At 72.1% G+C, this 18,269-nt stretch carries 15 protein-coding genes; 3 read left to right on the top strand and 12 right to left on the bottom strand.

The annotated features are described in order from the left end of the window. Positions 1-102: 102 nt before the first annotated feature. The 4 genes from infB to rimP all read right to left on the bottom strand — a co-directional run bounded on the left by infB (position 103) and on the right by rimP (position 5,296). On the bottom strand, positions 103-3,210 hold the full coding sequence (infB, locus tag OG242_RS24440; protein ID WP_405900186.1) for a translation initiation factor IF-2: 3,108 nt from the start codon (positions 3,208-3,210) through the stop codon (positions 103-105). A 147-nt stretch (positions 3,211-3,357) separates the two neighbouring features. Next, complete coding sequence (locus tag OG242_RS24435) at positions 3,358-3,636, bottom strand: YlxR family protein (RefSeq protein ID WP_405900185.1); 279 nt, start codon at positions 3,634-3,636, stop codon at positions 3,358-3,360. 119 nt (positions 3,637-3,755) lie between these two features. After that, positions 3,756-4,796: a transcription termination factor NusA gene (gene nusA, locus OG242_RS24430; RefSeq protein WP_405900184.1), complete on the bottom strand. Its 1,041-nt coding sequence runs from the start codon at positions 4,794-4,796 to the stop codon at positions 3,756-3,758. A 2-nt stretch (positions 4,797-4,798) separates the two neighbouring features. After that, a complete protein-coding gene (gene rimP / locus OG242_RS24425) occupies positions 4,799-5,296 on the bottom strand; it encodes a ribosome maturation factor RimP (RefSeq protein WP_164641121.1) in 498 nt (165 codons plus the stop codon). A 175-nt stretch (positions 5,297-5,471) separates the two neighbouring features. Here rimP and OG242_RS24420 point away from each other — a divergent pair, with 175 nt between their 5' ends. Genes OG242_RS24420 through OG242_RS24410 form a run of 3 tightly spaced genes read left to right on the top strand, consistent with a single transcriptional unit; the run spans position 5,472 to position 7,454 of the window. Then, a complete protein-coding gene (locus OG242_RS24420; RefSeq protein WP_405900183.1) occupies positions 5,472-6,011 on the top strand; it encodes a hypothetical protein in 540 nt (179 codons plus the stop codon). Beyond that, complete coding sequence (locus tag OG242_RS24415; RefSeq protein ID WP_405900182.1) at positions 6,008-6,490, top strand: ferritin-like domain-containing protein; 483 nt, start codon at positions 6,008-6,010, stop codon at positions 6,488-6,490. The genes OG242_RS24420 and OG242_RS24415 overlap by 4 nt, the downstream gene beginning before the upstream one ends. A 43-nt stretch (positions 6,491-6,533) precedes the next feature. Beyond that, on the top strand, positions 6,534-7,454 hold the full coding sequence (locus tag OG242_RS24410) for an aminoglycoside phosphotransferase family protein (RefSeq protein ID WP_405900181.1): 921 nt from the start codon (positions 6,534-6,536) through the stop codon (positions 7,452-7,454). A 54-nt stretch (positions 7,455-7,508) separates the two neighbouring features. Here OG242_RS24410 and OG242_RS24405 read toward each other — a convergent pair whose 3' ends face one another. The 8 genes from OG242_RS24405 to OG242_RS24370 form a co-directional block, all read right to left on the bottom strand. Continuing rightward, positions 7,509-9,212: a proline--tRNA ligase gene (locus tag OG242_RS24405; RefSeq protein WP_093705679.1), complete on the bottom strand. Its 1,704-nt coding sequence runs from the start codon at positions 9,210-9,212 to the stop codon at positions 7,509-7,511. Positions 9,213-9,285: 73 nt separating this feature from the next. Further along, positions 9,286-9,852, bottom strand: a complete 567-nt coding sequence (locus OG242_RS24400) for a GNAT family N-acetyltransferase (RefSeq protein WP_405900180.1) — start codon at positions 9,850-9,852, stop codon at positions 9,286-9,288. Between the two features lie 40 nt (positions 9,853-9,892). Then, on the bottom strand, positions 9,893-10,738 hold the full coding sequence (locus OG242_RS24395; protein ID WP_405900179.1) for a GNAT family N-acetyltransferase: 846 nt from the start codon (positions 10,736-10,738) through the stop codon (positions 9,893-9,895). Positions 10,739-10,902: 164 nt separating this feature from the next. Further along, positions 10,903-12,057, bottom strand: coding sequence for a flavodoxin-dependent (E)-4-hydroxy-3-methylbut-2-enyl-diphosphate synthase (ispG, locus tag OG242_RS24390; RefSeq protein WP_405900178.1), 1,155 nt, complete (start codon positions 12,055-12,057; stop codon positions 10,903-10,905). A 187-nt stretch (positions 12,058-12,244) separates the two neighbouring features. Continuing rightward, on the bottom strand, positions 12,245-13,555 hold the full coding sequence (locus tag OG242_RS24385) for a M50 family metallopeptidase (protein ID WP_405900177.1): 1,311 nt from the start codon (positions 13,553-13,555) through the stop codon (positions 12,245-12,247). After that, the gene (gene dxr / locus OG242_RS24380) at positions 13,552-14,805 is read right to left on the bottom strand and encodes a 1-deoxy-D-xylulose-5-phosphate reductoisomerase (protein WP_405900176.1); all 1,254 of its coding nucleotides are present in this window, start codon (positions 14,803-14,805) and stop codon (positions 13,552-13,554) included. Before dxr ends, OG242_RS24385 begins: the two co-directional genes overlap by 4 nt. 85 nt (positions 14,806-14,890) lie before the next feature. Continuing rightward, positions 14,891-16,126: a 3-phosphoshikimate 1-carboxyvinyltransferase gene (gene aroA, locus OG242_RS24375; RefSeq protein ID WP_405900175.1), complete on the bottom strand. Its 1,236-nt coding sequence runs from the start codon at positions 16,124-16,126 to the stop codon at positions 14,891-14,893. A gap of 79 nt (positions 16,127-16,205) precedes the next feature. Continuing rightward, positions 16,206-18,152: an acyl-CoA dehydrogenase family protein gene (locus OG242_RS24370; RefSeq protein WP_405900174.1), complete on the bottom strand. Its 1,947-nt coding sequence runs from the start codon at positions 18,150-18,152 to the stop codon at positions 16,206-16,208. Positions 18,153-18,269: the final 117 nt, after the last annotated feature.

Here is an 18,269-nt window from a genome sequence, read left to right as displayed (position 1 = left end):
CCACCGATGATCGGCGGGGACACAAGAACCGTACACGGAACGGCCGGGGCCGATCGAACGGAAATAGGTCCCGTCGACCGGCCCCGACTGTTGAGGTACGGGTCAGCCTCGCGGCTTCTCGCGCATCTCGTACGTCGCGATGACGTCGTCGATCTTGATGTCGTTGAAGTTGCCGAGGTTGATACCGCCCTCGAAGCCTTCGCGGATCTCGGTGACGTCGTCCTTGAAGCGGCGCAGACCGGAGATGGTGAGGTTCTCCGCGACGACCTTGCCGTCGCGCAGCAGGCGCGCCTTGGTGTTGCGCTTGACCTCGCCGGACCGGACGAGCACACCGGCGATGTTGCCCAGCTTGGACGAGCGGAAGATCTCGCGGATCTCCGCCGTACCGAGCTCGACCTCTTCGTACTCCGGCTTGAGCATGCCCTTGAGGGCCGCCTCGATCTCCTCGATCGCCTGGTAGATGACCGAGTAGTAGCGGACGTCCACACCCTCGCGGTCGGCCATCTGCTGCGCACGCCCGGCGGCGCGCACGTTGAAGCCGATCACGATGGCGTCGGAGCCGGTCGCCAGGTCGATGTCCGACTCGGTGACCGCACCCACACCGCGGTGCAGGACCCGGATGTCGACCTCTTCACCGACGTCGAGCTGGAGCAGCGAGGACTCGAGGGCCTCCACCGAACCGGACGCGTCGCCCTTGATGATGAGGTTGAGCTCCTGGACCAGACCGGCCTTGAGCGCCTCGTCCAGGTTCTCCAGGGAGAACCGGACACCCTTGCGGGCGAAGTTGGCGTTGCGCTCGCGGGCGGCGCGCTTCTCGGCGATCTGACGGGCCGTACGGTCCTCGTCGACGACCAGGAAGTTGTCGCCGGCGCCCGGGACGTTGGTGAGACCCAGCACGAGGACGGGGGTCGAGGGACCCGCTTCCTCGACGTTCTCGCCCTTGTCGTCGAGCATGGCGCGCACGCGGCCGTAGGCGTCGCCCACGACCATCGTGTCGCCGACGCGCAGCGTGCCTCGCTGGACGAGGACGGTCGCGACGGCACCGCGGCCGCGGTCGAGGTGGGACTCGATCGCAATACCCTGCGCGTCCTGCTCCGGGTTGGCCCGCAGGTCGAGCGAGGCGTCGGCGGTGAGGACGACGGCCTCCAGGAGGGCCTCGATGTTGAGGCCCTGCTTGGCGGAGATGTCGACGAACATCGTGTCGCCGCCGTACTCCTCGGCCACCAGACCGAACTCGGTGAGCTGGCCGCGCACCTTGGTCGGGTCCGCGCCCTCGACGTCGATCTTGTTGACCGCGACAACGATCGGCACGTCGGCCGCCTTGGCGTGGTTCAGCGCCTCGATCGTCTGGGGCATCACACCGTCGTTCGCCGCCACCACGAGGATCGCGATGTCGGTGGACTTCGCACCACGTGCACGCATGGCGGTGAACGCCTCGTGACCCGGGGTGTCGATGAAGGTGATACGGCGGTCCTCGCCGTTGACCTCGGCGCCGACCTGGTACGCACCGATGTGCTGCGTGATGCCGCCGGCCTCGCCCGCGATGACGTTCGTCTTGCGGATGGCGTCCAGCAGCCGGGTCTTACCGTGGTCGACGTGACCCATGACGGTCACGACCGGCGGACGGGAGACCAGGGCCTCTTCGCCGCCCTCGTCCTCGCCGAACTCGATGTCGAAGGACTCGAGCAGCTCGCGGTCCTCCTCCTCCGGGCTGACGATCTCCAGGACGAAGTTCATCTCGTCCGCGAGGAGCTTCAGCGTCTCGTCGGAGACGGACTGCGTGGCAGTGACCATCTCGCCGAGGTTCATCATCACGCCGACGAGCGACGCCGGGTTGGCGTTGATCTTCTCGGCGAAGTCGGTGAGCGAGGCACCGCGCGACAGCCGGACGGCCTGTCCGTTGCCGCGAGGCAGCATCACGCCGCCGACCGACGGGGCCTGCATGGCCTCGTACTCCTGGCGCCTCTGCCGCTTCGACTTACGGCCACGACGCGCGGGACCGCCGGGACGGCCGAAGGCGCCCTGCGTGCCACCACGGCCACCGGGACCGCCGGGACGGCCACCGAAGCCGGGACGGCCACCGAAGCCACCGCCACCACCGGGACGGCCCGCGCCGCCACCGCCACCACCGGGACGGCCGGCGAAGCCGCCGCCACCGCCGCCGGGACCGGCCGGACGGCCCGCGAAGCCGCCGCCACCGGGACGGCCCGCGCCGCCCGGACGACCGCCGCCGCCGCCGGGACCGCGGCCACCGCCGGGGCCACCACCGGGACGGGGACCGGCAGCGGGACGCTGCGGCATCATGCCCGGGTTCGGACGGTTACCACCGGGAGCACCGCCCGGACGGGGCGCCTGCGGACGGGGCATGCCGCCCGGGCTCGGACGGGCGCCGCCCTGACCCTGCGGGCGCGGCGCGCCACCGGGGCCGCCCTGCGGACGCGGGGCGCCGGGGCGCTCCTGGCCGCCACCGGGACGCGGGGCGCCGCCGGGACGGGGTGCCTGCGGACGGGACATGCCCGTCGAGCCACCGGAGGTGAAGGGGTTGTTGCCCGGACGGGGACCGGCCGGACGTGCGCCGCCAGGCCGCGGGGCGCCCTGGCCGGCGGGACGCGCGGGGCGCTCGCCGCCACGGCCACCGTCGCGGCCGCCGTCACGCTGACCGCCGTCACGGCCGCCGTCGCGCTGGCCGCCACCCTGCTGACCGGCCGGGGCCGGACGGGCGGGACGGGGGCCGGGGGTCGCGCCGGCGGGGCGCGGCGCCTGCGGCGCGGACGGCTGGGCCGGGGCCGGAGCCGAGAACTCCGCGGCGGGCACCGGGGTGACCGGGGCCTTCGGCGCGGGCTTCGGACCCGGACGCGGGCCGGAGGCCGGCGCCGACGGGGCGGAGGGGGTGCTGCTCGGGGCCTCGGCGGCGGCCGGCTTGGGGGCCGGGGCGCCGGGCTTCGGGGCAGCGGGACGTGCCGCGGCGGCCGGAGACGGCGCCGCGGGCTTGGTGGGGGCGGCCTTGCGGGGCGCTCCCGGCTTGGCAGCGGGCTTGCCGGCGTTGCCGCCGGGCCCCTGCAGTGCGTCAGTCAACTTGCGTACGACCGGCGCCTCGATCGTCGAGGACGCCGAACGGACGAATTCACCGAGTTCTTGGAGCTTGGCCATGACGACCTTGCTCTCCACACCGAACTCCTTGGCGAGTTCGTATACCCGGACCTTAGCCACTTCGCTCCTTTTAGGTCCGGGTTACCGCCGGACCGTCGCTACTTCATGGGCGTACTCATCGCGTACTCATCGAGTGCTCATCGCAATCTCGACCTACTTCCAACTCGCGAGGTACCTGACCGCACGGGGACCCGTGCCGTTCATTTCTTACGATGTCACCCGCTCGACGAACCGCTGTACCGCGGTCGGGTCGAACGGCCCCTTGGCCTTGAAGGCCCGGGGGAATGCCCGGCGGCGAACCGCCAGGTCCAGACAGTCGGGGACGGGATGCACGTACGCACCCCGGCCGGGCAGCGTACCGCGAGGATCGGGGACGCAGGCGTCCCCGTCCACGACGATGCGCAGCAACTCGTTCTTGGCCGCCCGCTCCCGGCATCCCACACAGGTTCGCTCAGGGCAAGCGCGGGCGTACGTCCGGCCAGACACGGTTAAGTCTACCTCCCCGCACCGACCTCACCCCTTTGGGGCAAAAATCGAACGGACGTTGTCGTGATCTCAGCGACCTGTCGACGTGATCTATTCCCCCGGCGCCGCTCGTGGGTGCGTCAGCGCCGGTCCGAGCGCTCCCGGGCCCGCTCGGCCCGCTCGCGGTCGGCGACGTCGCGCTCGGCGTCGGTCTCGGTGTCCGGGCGGATGTCGATACGCCAGCCGGTGAGGCGGGCGGCGAGGCGGGCGTTCTGCCCCTCCTTGCCGATCGCCAGCGAGAGCTGGTAGTCCGGCACGGTCACCCGGGCGGAACGGGCGCCGAGGTCCACGACCTCGACCTCGCTCACCCGCGCGGGTGACAGCGCGTTGGCGACCATCTCCGCCGGGTCGTCCGACCAGTCCACGATGTCGATCTTCTCGCCGTGCAGCTCGGCCATGACATTGCGCACACGTCCGCCCATCGGGCCGATGCAGGCGCCCTTGGCGTTGAGCCCGGAACGGGTGGAGCGGACGGCGATCTTGGTGCGGTGGCCGGCCTCGCGGGCGATCGCGCAGATCTCGACGGAACCGTCGGCGATCTCCGGGACCTCCAGCGCGAAGAGCTTCTTCACCAGGTTGGGGTGGGTGCGCGACAGCGTGACGGAGGGGCCGCGCACACCCTTGGCGACGCGCACGACGTAGGTGCGCAGCCGCAGGCCGTGGGTGTACTCCTCGCCCGGGACCTGCTCCTGCACCGGCAGGATGGCCTCCAGCTTGCCGATGTCGACCAGGACGTTCTTCGGGTCCTTGCCCTGCTGGACGACGCCGGTGACGACATCGCCCTCGTGGCCGGCGTACTCGCCGAACGTGCGGTCGTCCTCGGCGTCACGCAGTCGCTGGAGGATGACCTGCTTGGCGGTGGTGGCGGCGATCCGGCCGAAGCCCGACGGGGTGTCGTCGAACTCCTTGGGCTCCTGCCCCTCCTCCAGGTCGGCCGGGTCCTCCTTGGCCCACACCGTCACATGGCCGCGCTCGTCCAGCTCGACCCGCGCCCGGCGGTGGCTGCCGTCGGTGCGGTGGTACGCGATGAGGAGGGCCGACTCGATCGCCTCGACGAGGACGTCGAACGGAATCCCCTTGTCCTGCGCCAAGCCCTTCAGGAGCTTCACGTCGATGTCCACGGCTATGCCTCCTCTTCCTTCTTGTCCTTGCGGTTGAATTCCAGCTCCACGCGGGCCTTGGCGATCTCGTCGAAGGCGATCCGGCGGGCGGTGGGCTTGCGGCCCTTGACGCCCGGCACCTCCAGGTCGAGACCGTCCTCGTCGACCGCCAGGACGCGGGCCACCAGCTCGCCGCCCTCGCGCAGGGTCAGCCGGGCCAGCCGGCCGGTGTTCCGTACGTAGTGGCGGTGCTCCGTCAGCGGGCGGTCGGCCCCGGGGGAACTGACCTCCAGGACGTACTCGTCCTCGCCCATCGCGTCGGTCTCGTCGAGCTTCGCGGAGATCGACCGGCTCAGCTCGGCGCAGGCGTCGAGCTCGACCCCCTCGTCGGAGTCCACGACGATCCGCAGCACCCTGCGGCGGCCTGCCCGGGAGACTTCGATCTCTTCCAGCTCCAGCTGCTCGGCGCTGACGAGCGGTTCGACCAGCCCGCGCAGCCTCTCGCTCTGGGTGGTGCTCATCCGGGTGACTCCTCGGCCGCGTGTGCTGTTGTGGGGATCTCGCGTGTCTGGTCAAAGGGTATCTGCTCGCAAGGGGTGTTGCTGTCCGCCGGTCCCCCGAGCGCGGGTACGCTCACAGGCGGTGATCACTTCCGGACAGATCCAGTCAAGACAGGTCCAGCCCGAAGGAGAACAAGTGCGGCCTACGGGGACGACGCGCAGGGGCGCGCTCGCGGCGACGGGCGCGCTCGCCGCCGGGGCGGTGCTGGCGGCCTGCGGAAGCGACACCGACGACACGGCCGGCGCCCGCAAGAACTCCGCGCACGGCGGCGCGCGGACCGCCGCCGACGGCACCTCCTCGGTACGTACGGAGAAGGCGCTGCGCACCAGCGCCTCGCGCACCACGACGACCCTGCTCGCCGGTTACGAGCACGTGCTCAGGGCCCATCCGTCGACGGCGGCCGGGCTCACGCCCCTGCGCGACGCCGTCCGCGCCCACCTGACGGCCGTCTCCCCCGGCAAGACCCCCGCGCTCGGCACGGCCCGCTCGCGCGCCACCGGACCGGCCGCCGCGATCAAGGAGCTGGCCGCCGCGGAGCGCACCGCGGCGGACGCGTACACCGCGCTGCTCGTGGAGGCGCCCGGGGAGCTGGCCCGGCTGCTGTCCTCGGTCGCCGCGGCCTGCGCCGCGCACGCCTACCTGCTGACCGAACTGGCCAAGGAGACCCCGGCATGAGCGACGGCAAGAGCGACGGCGCCCTGGAGGCGGCCCAGGCGGCGCTGGCCGCCGAGCACGCCGCCGTCTACGGCTACGGGGTCGCCGGCGGCCGGGTCGCCGCAGCCCGCCGGCCCGAGGCGACCGCCGCGCACCACACCCACCGCGCCCGCCGGGACGCCCTGGTGCGCACGGTCCGGGACCTGGGCGGTGAGCCGGTGGCCTCGGACGCCGCGTACGCTCTGCCGTTCGCGGTGCCGGACGCGGCGGCCGCGGTGCGTCTCGCCGCCGTGCTGGAGGACCGCGTCGCGTACGTCTACTCGGACCTGGTCCGGGCCGCCGAGGGCTCGCTGCGGCGCACCGCCGCCGACGCGCTGCGGGAGGCCGCCGTACGCGCGGCGCGCTGGCGGGGCAGCGGCGTACCCTTTCCCGGGCTCGCGGAGCGGGCCGGCGCCGAGGCCGGGACGGACACGCGGGCCGGGGCCGCCACCGCGCACTGAAGAAGGCGCACACGAGAAGGCTCTGAAAGGGAACACAGCACGTATGGGTTTTGAACCGCCGCAGCGCCTGGTACGAGCGCTCGGTGAGTCGTACGGGGATACGGCCGCCGGGGACTGGCTCGCGGGGCTTCCCGCACTCACCGAACAGGCGCTGGCCGCGACCGGGCGCGCCCCGGTCGTGGAGAGGGTCGCTGCCCCCGGCGGGCGCAGCAGTCTGGTCCTGCTGGTCCGGGGGGCCGACGGCACACCGGCCGCCCTGAAGCTCGCCCCGTCCGGGGCCGCGCCGGGCCTGGAGCAGGCGGCGCTGGCGCACTGGAACGGCTGGGGGGCGGTACGGCTGCTCGATCCCGCGGACGGCGGGCGTTCCGTCGAGGACGCGCTGCTCCTGGAGCGGCTGCACCCCGAGGTCTCGCTGCGTTCGCTGCCGGAGGCGAAGGCGCTCCTTGAGGCGGCCGGGACGGTGCGGCGGCTGTGGGTCGACCCACCGGCCGGGCACGGCTTCGAGACGGTCACCGAGCGGACCGGGCGGCGCGTCGACGCCATGCGCGCCGCCGCGTCAGACCCGGCGCTCGAGCCGATGGTCACGGCGGCCCTGGCCGCGCGCGAGGAGTTGGTCGCCGACTCCCCCGAGACGCTGCTGCTGCACGGCAACTTCCGGCAGAGCAAGGTGCTCGCGGGCGAGCGGGCGCCCTGGCTGACGGTCGGGCCCGAGCCGCTGGTCGGTGAGCGGGCGTACGACCTGGCGCGGCTGGTCCGGGACCGGGTGGAGGACCTGATCGCCTCGCCCGCCGGGGCGGCGACGGCCCGGCGCCGGGTCAAGAAACTCGCGGACTCGCTGGACGTGGACCAGCAACGGCTGCACGGCTGGACGCTCTTCCGCGCCGTGGAGTCGGGCACCCGGGCGCTGGCGGCCGGGCGCCGTCAGGAGGGCGAAGTGACGCTGGAGTTCGCGGGCTGGCTGTAGGCATGCGCGAGGGCCCCGCACGGAGCGTTCCGTGCGGGGCCCTCGCGCGTGGGATCAGTCCTGCTGCTGCGTCAGGCGTGCGATCGCCTCGTCGACGGTCAGCTCCTCGCGCTCGCCGGTGCGGCGGTCCTTCAGCTCCAGGACGCCCTCGGCCGAGCGGCGGCCGGCGACCAGGATCTTCGGGACGCCGATCAGCTCGGAGTCGGTGAACTTGACGCCGGGCGAGACGCCGGCGCGGTCGTCGACCAGGACGCGCAGGCCGGCGGCGCCCAGCTTCTCGGAGACGTCGAGGGCCAGTTCGGTCTGGAGCGCCTTGCCGGCGGCGACCACGTGGACGTCGGCCGGGGCGACCTCGCGGGGCCAGCACAGGCCCTTGTCGTCGGCGGTCTGCTCGGCGAGGGCGGCCACCGCGCGGGAGACGCCGATGCCGTACGAGCCCATCGTGACGCGGACGGGCTTGCCCTGCTGGCCGAGCACGTCGAGCGCGAAGATGTCGGCGTACTTGCGGCCGAGCTGGAAGATGTGGCCGATCTCGATGGCGCGGTCGACCTGGAGGCCGGTGCCGCACTTGGGGCAGGGGTCGCCCGCCTCGACGACGACGACGTCCAGGTAGTCGTCCACCTCGAAGTCGCGGCCCGCGACGACGTTCTTCGCGTGCTTGCCGTCCTTGTTGGCGCCGGTGATCCAGGCGGTGCCGGCCGCGACGCGGGGGTCGGCGATGTAGCGGACCTTCTCCAGCCCCTGGGGGCCGACGTAGCCGCGTACGAGGTCGGGACGGCCCACGAAGTCCTCGGCGGTGACCAGCTCGACGACGGCCGGCGCCAGGTGCTCGCCGAGCTTGCCGAGGTCGACCTCGCGGTCACCGGGCACGCCCACGGCGACGATCTCGCCGTCCACCTTGACCAGCAGGTTCTTCAGCGTGGCGGAGGCCGGGACGCCGAGGTGGGCGGCCAGGGTCTCGATGGTCGGGGTGTCGGGGGTGTCCAGCTCCTCGACGGGTCCGATGCCCGAGGCGTCGCCGGCGGTGGCGTTGAACGTCACGGCCTCGGTGTTGGCGGCGTAGTCGCAGTTCGGGCAGTCGACGAAGGTGTCCTCGCCGGCGGGGGCCGGGGCCAGGAACTCCTCGGAGGCGGAGCCGCCCATGGCGCCGGAGACCGCGGAGACGATGCGGTGGTCCAGGCCGAGCCGCTCGAAGATCCGGATGTAGGCGGCGCGGTGCAGCTGGTACGCCTCGACCAGGCCCTCGTCGGTGGTGTCGAAGGAGTACGAGTCCTTCATCTGGAACTCGCGGCCGCGCAGCACACCGGCGCGGGGGCGGGCCTCGTCGCGGTACTTCGTCTGGATCTGGTACAGGATGACCGGCAGGTCCTTGTAGGACGAGCACATGTCCTTGACGACCTGGGTGAAGATCTCCTCGTGCGTGGGGCCGAGGAGGTAGTCCGAGCCCTTGCGGTCCTGGAGGCGGAACAGCAGGTCGCCGTACTCGTCGTACCGGCCGCTGGCCTCGTAGGGATCCTTGGGCAGGAGCGCGGGGAGCAGGACCTCCTGGCCGCCGATCGCGTCCATCTCCTCGCGGACGACGCGGATGACGTTCTCCAGGACCTTCTTGCCGAGCGGCAGCCAGGACCAGATTCCGGCGGCGGTGCGTCGTACGTAGCCGGCTCGGACGAGGAGCTTGTGGTTGAGCGTCTCGGCGTCCGCCGGGTCGTCGCGCAGTGTCTTGATCATCAATCGGGACATGCGCTGGACCTGGGCCATGGTGAACTCCTGCTCGGAAGGGTGATGGGCCCGAGGTTAGCGGGGCGGCCCGTGCGGGCGGAAATCCATTCCCTCACGTACGGCGCAGTGGCAGGGGTGCTCCCATCACCGCGTACGGCTTGGGGGCGCTGGGGAAGACGACCTGGCGGGCCAGGTCCTGGTAGCCGAGCGAGCGGTACAGGCCGCGGGCCGGGCTGTCCGTGTCGATGGCGGAGAGGATCGAGCGGGGCTGCGGGACGGCGTCGGTGAGGGTGGTGATCAGGGCGCGGCCGAGGCCCCGGTTCTGGAAGTCCGGGTGGACGTGGAGTTCGGTGACCACGAAGGAGTCGTCGAGCCAGTGGGCGCTGCCGGTGGCGCGGAGGTAGGGCTCGACGACGGTGGACCACCAGTGGCCGCGCTCGTTGGGCATGCCGTAGACGAAGCCGACGAGCCGGTCCCCGGGGGCCAGGGCGCCGAGCGCGCGGGCGTGCGGGTGGTCGAGGTGCCGGAGCACGATGTGGCGGCGCACCTCGATCTCCTCGGCGCCCAGGCCGAAGGCGACGGCCTGTACGGCGAGCGCCTCGTCGACGCGGGCCGCGAGGTCGATCGGCCCGACCCGGACGCCGGTGGTGCGGGGGCCGCCCCCGGAAGCTGCTGCCATGGACCGACCCTACTGTCCGGGGCGCCGCGCCGTGGCCGGGTCAGAACAGCACGCTCATGAAGGCGCCGGTCTCCCGGAAGCCGATGCGGCGGTACGCCTTGCGCGCGGGGGTGTTGTAGTCGTTCACGTACAGGCTGACGATCGGGGCGACGTCGGCGAGCGCGTACCGCAGCACGGCGGCCATGCCGGTCTCGGAGAGGCCGCGGCCGCGGTACTCGGGGGCGACCCAGACGCCCTGGATCTGGCACGCCTGCGGGGTGGTGGCGCCGATCTCCGCCTTGAAGACGACCTTGCCGTCGTCGATGCGGGCGAAGGAGCGGCCTGAGCCGATGAGTTCGGCGACCCGGGCCTGGTAGAGGAGTCCGCCGTCGCCGGCCATCGGGGAGACGCCGACCTCCTCGGTGAACATGTCGACGCAGGCCGGCATCAGGATGTCCATCTCGTCCTTGCGGACGCGGCGGACGAGCGGGTCGGGCTCCACGTCGGCGGACGGGCTCTCGGTGACCATGAGGGGCTGGTTGGCGCGGACCTCGCGGGCGGGGCCCCAGCCGGGTTCGAGGAGCCGCCACAGTTCGGCGGTGGGCTCGGCGGGGCCGACGATCGAGGAGCAGCGGCGGCCGGCCCTGCGGGCGCGGTCGGCGAAGGCGCGTACGGCCTCGGGGCCGGCGCAGAGGGGGACGAGATTGGCGCCCGAGTAGCACAGGGAGCGGAGCCGGCCGTCGGCGTACCAGCCCCACATCTCTCCGCCGAGGCGCCAGGGGTCGAGTCCGGCGATCTGGACGCGGGATGTCACGAAGGCGTTGGCGACCGGCTCGCTCTCCAGGACGGCGAGGGCGGCGCCGAGGTCGCTGGGTTCGAGGACCCGGGTGGTGGTGTGCGTCAACACGAGGGGGCCTCACCATGCGGTCTGCTGATTTCGGCACTGTAACCGAAGAGCCTGAGCGACGCCCCCCGTGCCCGGGAACGGCCGGATGCGGACGTCGTGGGCCCGCTCACGGACCGGCGCCCCGCCGAGTGTTCTCGGGGGGCGCCGGCGGGGTTCGCGGGGGTTCAGCTGATGGAGACCTCGGGCTCGCCGGAGGCGATGCCGTCCATCTCCATCTGCTCGGCGATCTTCATGGCCTCTTCGATGAGGGTCTCCACGATCTTCGACTCGGGCACGGTCTTGATGACCTCGCCCTTGACGAAGATCTGGCCCTTGCCGTTGCCGGAGGCGACGCCGAGGTCGGCCTCGCGGGCCTCGCCCGGGCCGTTGACGACGCAGCCCATGACGGCGACGCGCAGCGGCACCTCCATGCCCTCCAGGCCGGCGCTGACCTGGTCGGCGAGCTTGTAGACGTCGACCTGGGCGCGGCCGCAGGAGGGGCAGGAGACGATCTCCAGGCGGCGCTGCCTGAGGTTCAGCGACTCCAGGATCTGGATGCCGACCTTGACCTCCTCGGCGGGCGGCGCGGAGAGCGAGACGCGGATGGTGTCGCCGATGCCCTCGCTGAGCAGTGCGCCGAAGGCGACGGCCGACTTGATGGTGCCCTGGAAGGCGGGGCCGGCCTCGGTGACGCCGAGGTGCAGCGGGTAGTCGCACTGGGCGGCGAGCTGGCGGTAGGCGTTGACCATCACGACGGGGTCGTTGTGCTTGACCGAGATCTTGATGTCGCGGAAGTCGTGCTCCTCGAAGAGCGACGCCTCCCAGAGGGCCGACTCGACGAGCGCCTCGGGGGTGGCCTTGCCGTACTTCTTGAGCAGTCGGGCGTCCAGCGAACCGGCGTTGACGCCGATCCGGATCGGCGTGCCGGCGTCCTTCGCGGCGCGCGCGATCTCCTTGACCTTGTCGTCGAACTGCTTGATGTTGCCGGGGTTCACGCGCACCGCGGCGCAGCCGGCGTCGATCGCGGCGAAGACGTACTTCGGCTGGAAGTGGATGTCCGCGATCACCGGGATCTGCGACTTGGACGCGATCGTCTTCAGGGCGTCCGCGTCGTCCTGCGTCGGGCAGGCCACGCGCACGATCTGGCAGCCGGAGGCCGTGAGTTCGGCGATCTGCTGAAGCGTGGCGCCGATGTCGGACGTACGGGTCGTCGTCATCGACTGGACCGAGACCGGCGCGTCCCCGCCGACCGCGACCGATCCGACCTGGATCTTCCGGCTGACCCGCCGGTCGGCGAGCTTGGTCGGAACGGCGGGCATTCCGAGAGAAATCGCAGTCATGCGCTGAGCATCCCCAAGGTGTGGATCGAGGTCCCGGTATCGGCGGGCTCCGGCCTTCGAGGTTACGTCACCGGGGGCGGCCGGGAGCACACCGCGTCCGGGGCCGCACGGAATGTCGGCCCGGCCGGACGCGGCCCGCACACCGCCCGTCACTCGCGGTGCATCCGGCGCGTCCGGCCGGCGGCCGTCAGGTGAGCTTCACCGGGTTGACCACGTCGGCGACGAGGACGAGCAGGGTGAAGCAGATGAAGACCCCGGCGACCACGTAGGCGACGGGCATCAGCTTGGCGACGTCGAAGGGGCCGGGGTCGGGGCGCTTGAAGACGCGTGCCGTGTTCCGGCGCAGCGCCTCCCACAGGGCGCCCGCGATGTGGCCGCCGTCGAGCGGGAGCAGCGGGAGCATGTTGAAGAGGAACAGCGAGAGGTTGAAGCCGGCCAGCAGGAACAGCATCATCGCGATCTGGTTCTCCGCCGGGACGTCCAGCGTCATCACCTCGCCGCCGATGCGGGCGGCGCCGACGACGCCGACCGGGGAGTCCGCCGCGCGCTCGCCGTCGCCGAAGGCGGCGTCCCACAGGGCGGGGATCTTGGAGGGCAGGGCGATGATCGAGTCGACGCCGTTCTCCACCATGTCGCCCATGCGGACGACCGAGTCGCCGAAGGAGAGCGGGGCGATCTTCGTCTGGGCGGCGAAGCCGAGGTAGCCGGCCGTGACGAATTCGCCGGCGACCGCCTCGCCGTGGGAGTCCTTCTTGGCGACGGCGTTCTTCAGGAGGACAGCGTGCAGGTCCTTCTCCCGTCCGTCGCGCTCGACCGTGATGGTGGCGGGGCCGACGGTGTCACGGATGCGGTCGGAGAGGGTGTCCCAGGAGTCCATCCGCTCGCCGTCGAAGGCGACGATCTTGTCGCCCTTCTTCAGCCCGGCGGCCTGCGCGGGCGAGACGGCGTCGGACTTCTCGCAGGTCTCGCGCTTCGCGCTCTGCGGGATGACGCACTTCTGGACGCCGGCGACCTCGGTGGTGTTGGTCTGGAAGCCGAAGGACATGGCGACGCCGAGGAAGATCACCACGGCCAGGACCAGGTTCATGAAGGGTCCGGCGAACATGACGATCACGCGCTTCCACGGCTTGCGCGTGTAGAAGAGGCGCTTCTCGTCGCCCGGTTCCAGCTCCTCGAAGGCGGCGGATCTGGCGTCCTCGATCATGCCGCGCCAGGGCGAGGTGGAGCGCGCCTCCAGCTTGCCGTCGGCGCCTGGCGGGAACATCCCGATCATGCGGATGTAGCCGCCGGCCGGGATGGCCTTGAAGCCGTACTCGGTGTCGCCCTTCTTGCGGGACCAGACGGTCGGGCCGAAGCCGACCATGTACTGGGGGACGCGGATGCCGAACAGCTTCGCCGTCGACAGGTGACCGAGCTCGTGCCAGGCGATGGAGAACAGCAGGCCGAAGGCGAAGATCGCGATGCCGAGAATCGTCAGCAGGATCGTCGTCATGCTCATGCGCGTGCCTCCGCAGTGGCCTTGGCCGAGAGTTCCCGGGCCCGGGTCCGCGCCCAGGTCTCCGCTTCAAGGACGTCCGCCACGGTGAGAGAAGTTCCCGACGCGGGCGTTCCGTGTTCGCCCACCACCGCGGTGACCGTGTCCATGATGCCGTTGAAGGGCAGCGCGCCGGACAGGAACGCGTCGACGCACTCCTCGTTGGCCGCGTTGAAGACGGCGGGCGCGGTGCCGCCGAGGGCGCCCACGTGCCGGGCGAGGCCGACGGACGGGAAGGCCTCGGTGTCGAGCGGGAGGAACTCCCAGGTGGAAGCCTTCGTCCAGTCGAAGGCGGGGGCCGCGTCCGGGACGCGCTGCGGCCAGCCGAGACCGATGGCGATCGGTCCGCCCATGTCGGGCGGGGTGCACTGGGCGAGGGTGGAGCCGTCGGTGAACTCGACCATGGAGTGCACGTACGACTGGGGGTGGACGACGACCTCGATGCGGTCGAAGGGGATGTCGTAGAGCAGATGGGCCTCGATGACTTCGAGGCCCTTGTTGACGAGGGTCGCCGAGTTGACGGTGATGACCGGGCCCATCGCCCAGGTGGGGTGCGCGAGGGCCTGCTCGCGGGTGACGTCGGCGAGCTCGCTCCTGGTCCGGCCGCGGAACGGGCCGCCGGACGCGGTGACGACGAGCCGGCGCACATCGGCGCGGGTGCCGGCGGCGAGCGCCTGGAAGAGCGCCGCGTGCTCCGAGTCGACCGGGATGATCTGCCCCGGGGCGGCCAGCGCCTTGACCAGGGGGCCGCCGACGATCAGGGACTCCTTGTTGGCGAGCGCCAGGGTGCGGCCGGCCTTCAGCGCGGCCAGGGTCGGGGCGAGGCCGATGGAGCCGGTGATGCCGTTCAGCACGGTGTGGCAGTCGCTCGCGGCCAGCTCGGTCGCCGCGTCGGGGCCCGCGAGGATCTCGGGGAGCGGCTCGGCCGTCCCGTACTCGTGCCGCAGGGCCTCGCGCAGGGCGGGCACGGCCTCGGGCGAGGCGACCGCGACCGTACGCACCTTGAGCAGGCGCGCCTGCTCGGCGAGGAGGCCGACCCGGCCGCCGGCCGCGGACAGCGCGGTGACGCGGAAGCGGTCGGGGTTGCGCAGCACCAGGTCGATGGCCTGGGTGCCGATGGACCCGGTGGAGCCGAGGAGGACGAGGTCCCGGCGGCCTTCGACGGCGTCGAAGACGAGGTGCGGGTCGGCGAGAGGGGCAGGGCTGTCGGTCATGGCCACCATTGTCGCCGCTCGTTCTGTGTGCGGGGACAGGGCGTCCCGGATCGCGCCCGCGCGTGTCCCGTCCCGCCCCTCCCCGTCAGCCGGTGGCGGCGGCGAACGCCTCGTGGAAGCCGGGGAACGTCTTGCGTACGCAGCCGGGGTCGTCGAACGTGATGCCGGGGGTGCGCAGTCCGGTGACGGCGAAGGACATCACGATGCGGTGGTCGCCGTGGGTCTCGATCTCCACGGGCCGGGGCGTGCCGGGCAGGATCTCGATCCAGTCGGGGCCGGTGCTGACCGTGATGCCCATGCGGCGCAGGTTGTCCGCGCACGCCTCCAGCCGGTCGCACTCCTTCACGCGGGTGTTGCCGACGTCCTCGATGCGTACGGGCCCCGAGGCGAAGGGGGCGATCGCGGCGAGCGTGGGCATGGTGTCGGAGATGTCGCGCATGTTGACGGTGAGGCCGCTCAGGGTGCCGTTGGAGCGGACGGTGGTGGCGTCGGCCGTCGTCGTCACGTCGGCGCCCATGCGGCGCAGTACGTCGGTGAACCTCAGGTCGCCCTGGAGCGCGCCCTCGCCGAGTCCGGGGACGGTGATCTCGCGGCCGGTGAGGACCGCCGCGGCGAAGAAGTAGCTCGCGGTGGAGGCGTCGGGTTCGACGGCGTAGGTGGTGGCGCGGTAGCCGCCGGGCTCCACGGTGAAGACGGTGTTCCCGGGGCCGCTCCGGGTGACCTCGGCGCCGAAGGAGCGCATCATCGCGAGGGTGATCTCGATGTAGGGCGCGGAGACGAGGTCGGTGACGGTGATCCGCAGCCCTGTCCCGGTGAGCGGTCCGAGCATCAGCAGGGCGGTGAGGTACTGGCTGGACTGCCCCGCGTCCAGCGTGAGTTCGCCGCCCTTGATGCCGGCGGCCTCGATGCGCAGCGGGTGGTGGCCCTCGGCCTCCTCGTGGCGCAGGTCGACGCCGAGGGTGCGCAGGGCCTCGGTGAGCGGGGCGAGGGGGCGGCGGCGCATCTGCGCGGAGGCGTCGAAGCGGTAGCTGCCGCGGGCGCCGGCCGCCGCGAGGGTGGGCAGGAAGCGGGCGGTGGTGGCCCCGTCACGGCAGTAGACGTCGGCCTCGGGGGCGGCGGGCCCGGCCGGGCGGCCGGTGATGTGCCAGGCCTCGGCCTCCTGCTCGACCTCGTAGCCGAGCGCGGTCAGCCCGGCGGCGAAGCCCTCGGTGTCGTCGGAGGCGAGGGGGCGTACGAGCGTGCTGCGGCCGTTCGCGGCGGCGGCCAGGAAGAGGGCGCGCGCGGTGACGGACTTGGAACCGGGGACATGGATGACGGTCACGGGCGTCCATCCTGCCGTGAACCGGGGCACGCGGCGGGGCGCGTCCAGCGACTGGACGCGCCCCGCGGTGCCTGCCCGCTCAGCGGATGGGCCGGTGCATGTTGTCCTTCGTGGACGGGCCCGGGGTGGCGTCGGCGATCCAGGGGCCCTCGCCGCTCGGGTCGACGACGCCCTCCTCCAGCCAGCCGTACGTGCCGGACAGGACGCCGTCGACGACGCGCCGGTCCAGGTCGTCGGTGTTGGACCAGAGCCGGGTGAACAGCTCCTCGACGCGGATGCGGGCCTGGCGGCAGAAGGCGTCGGCGAGCTGGTACGCCTCGCGGCCGTGCTCGTCCGTGGCGCGCAGGTGCTCGGCGCGGACGCAGGCGGCGCTCATCGCGAAGAGTTCCGCGCCGATGTCGACGATCCGGCCGAGGAAGCCCTGTTTGGTCTCCATCCGGCCCTGCCAGCGGGACATGGCGTAGAAGGTGGAGCGGGCGAGCTTGCGGGAGGCGCGTTCGACGTACCGCAGATGCGTGGCCAGGTCCGGGTGGCCCGCCGGGTTGAACTCGGCGTAGGCGGTGGGGAGCCGGCCCGGGCCCGCGACGAGCTTCGGCAGCCACTTGGCGTAGAAGCCGGCCGCGTTGACGCCCGCCTTCGCCTTGGCGGAGAGCGGCTTGTCGGGGTCGATGATGTCGCCGGCGACCTTGAGGTGGGCGTCGACGGCCTCGCGGGCGATCAGCAGGTGCATGATCTCCGTGGAGCCCTCGAAGATCCGGTTGATCCGCATGTCGCGGAGCATCTGCTCGGCGGGCACGGCCCGTTCGCCGCGGGCGGCGAGCGAGGCGGCGGTCTCGAAGCCGCGTCCGCCGCGGATCTGGACGAGTTCGTCGGCGATCAGACAGCCCATCTCGGAGCCGTACAGCTTGGCGAGCGCCGCCTCGATGCGGATGTCGTTGCGGTCCTCGTCGGCCATCTGCGAGGAGAGGTCGACCACGGCTTCGAGGGCGAAGGTGGTCGCGGCGATGAAGGCGATCTTGGAGCCGACGGCCTCGTGCCGGGCGACCGGCCTGCCCCACTGCTCGCGGACGGCCGACCACTCGCGGGCGATCTTGAGGCACCACTTGCCGGAGCCGACGCACATCGCGGGCAGCGAGAGCCGTCCGGTGTTGAGCGTGGTGAGGGCGATCCTGAGCCCGGCGCCCTCGGGTCCGATGCGGTTGGCGGCGGGGACGCGCACCTGGTGGAAGCGGGTGACGCCGTTCTCGATGCCTCGCAGGCCCATGAAGGAGTTGCGGTGCTCCACGGTGATGCCCGGCGCGTCCGCCTCGACGACGAACGCGGTGATGCCGCCCTTGCCGTCCTGTGACTTCGGTACGCGTGCCATGACGACCAGCAGGTCCGCGACGACACCGTTGGTGGTCCACAGTTTCACTCCGTCGAGGACGTAGTGGTCCCCGTCCCGGACGGCGGTGGTGGCGAGCCGCGCCGGGTCGGAGCCCACGTCCGGCTCGGTGAGGAGGAACGCCGAGATGTCCGTACGGGCAAGGCGGGGCAGGAAGGTGTCCTTCTGCTCCTGGGTGCCGAAGGTCTTCAGCGGCTGGGGCACGCCGATCGACTGGTGGGCGGAGAGCAGGGCGCCGATCGCCGGGCTCGCGGAGCCGGCCAGCGCGAGGGCCCGGTTGTAGTAGACCTGGGTCAGGCCGAGGCCGCCGTACTTGACGTCGATCTTCATGCCGAGCGCGCCGAGTTCCTTGAGGCCGTTCACGACCTCGTCGGGAATCCGCGCCTCGCGCTCGATGAGGGCGCTGTCGACCCGGGTCTCGCAGAACTCGCGCAGCCGGGCGAGGAACTCCTCGCCGCGCCGGACGTCCTCGCCGGCGGGCTGCGGATGCGGGTGGATCAGGTCGAGGCGGAAGCGGCCCAGGAAGAGTTCCTTGGCGAAACTGGGCTTGCGCCAGTCCCGTTCCCGCGCGTCCTCGGCGACCTGGCGCGCTTCGCGTTCGGTCACCTTGGACGTGGGCTGTTGTGCGGATGGAGCGGACATGAGGGCTCACCTCGCCGCGTCGTCGGGTGGGTGGACCCGGCAGGCGCACGGGCCGGCGGGGTCCGTCCGCCCGTGCGTACCTGTCCGGTTCTACTCGTCCGTATGTACCCGATTCCC

Source organism: Streptomyces sp. NBC_00727, from assembly GCF_045161745.1.
GTDB lineage: Bacteria > Actinomycetota > Actinomycetes > Streptomycetales > Streptomycetaceae > Streptomyces.
The sequence above is the reverse complement of the archived record's forward strand: the minus strand, read 5'-3'. Positions and strand labels throughout refer to the sequence as shown.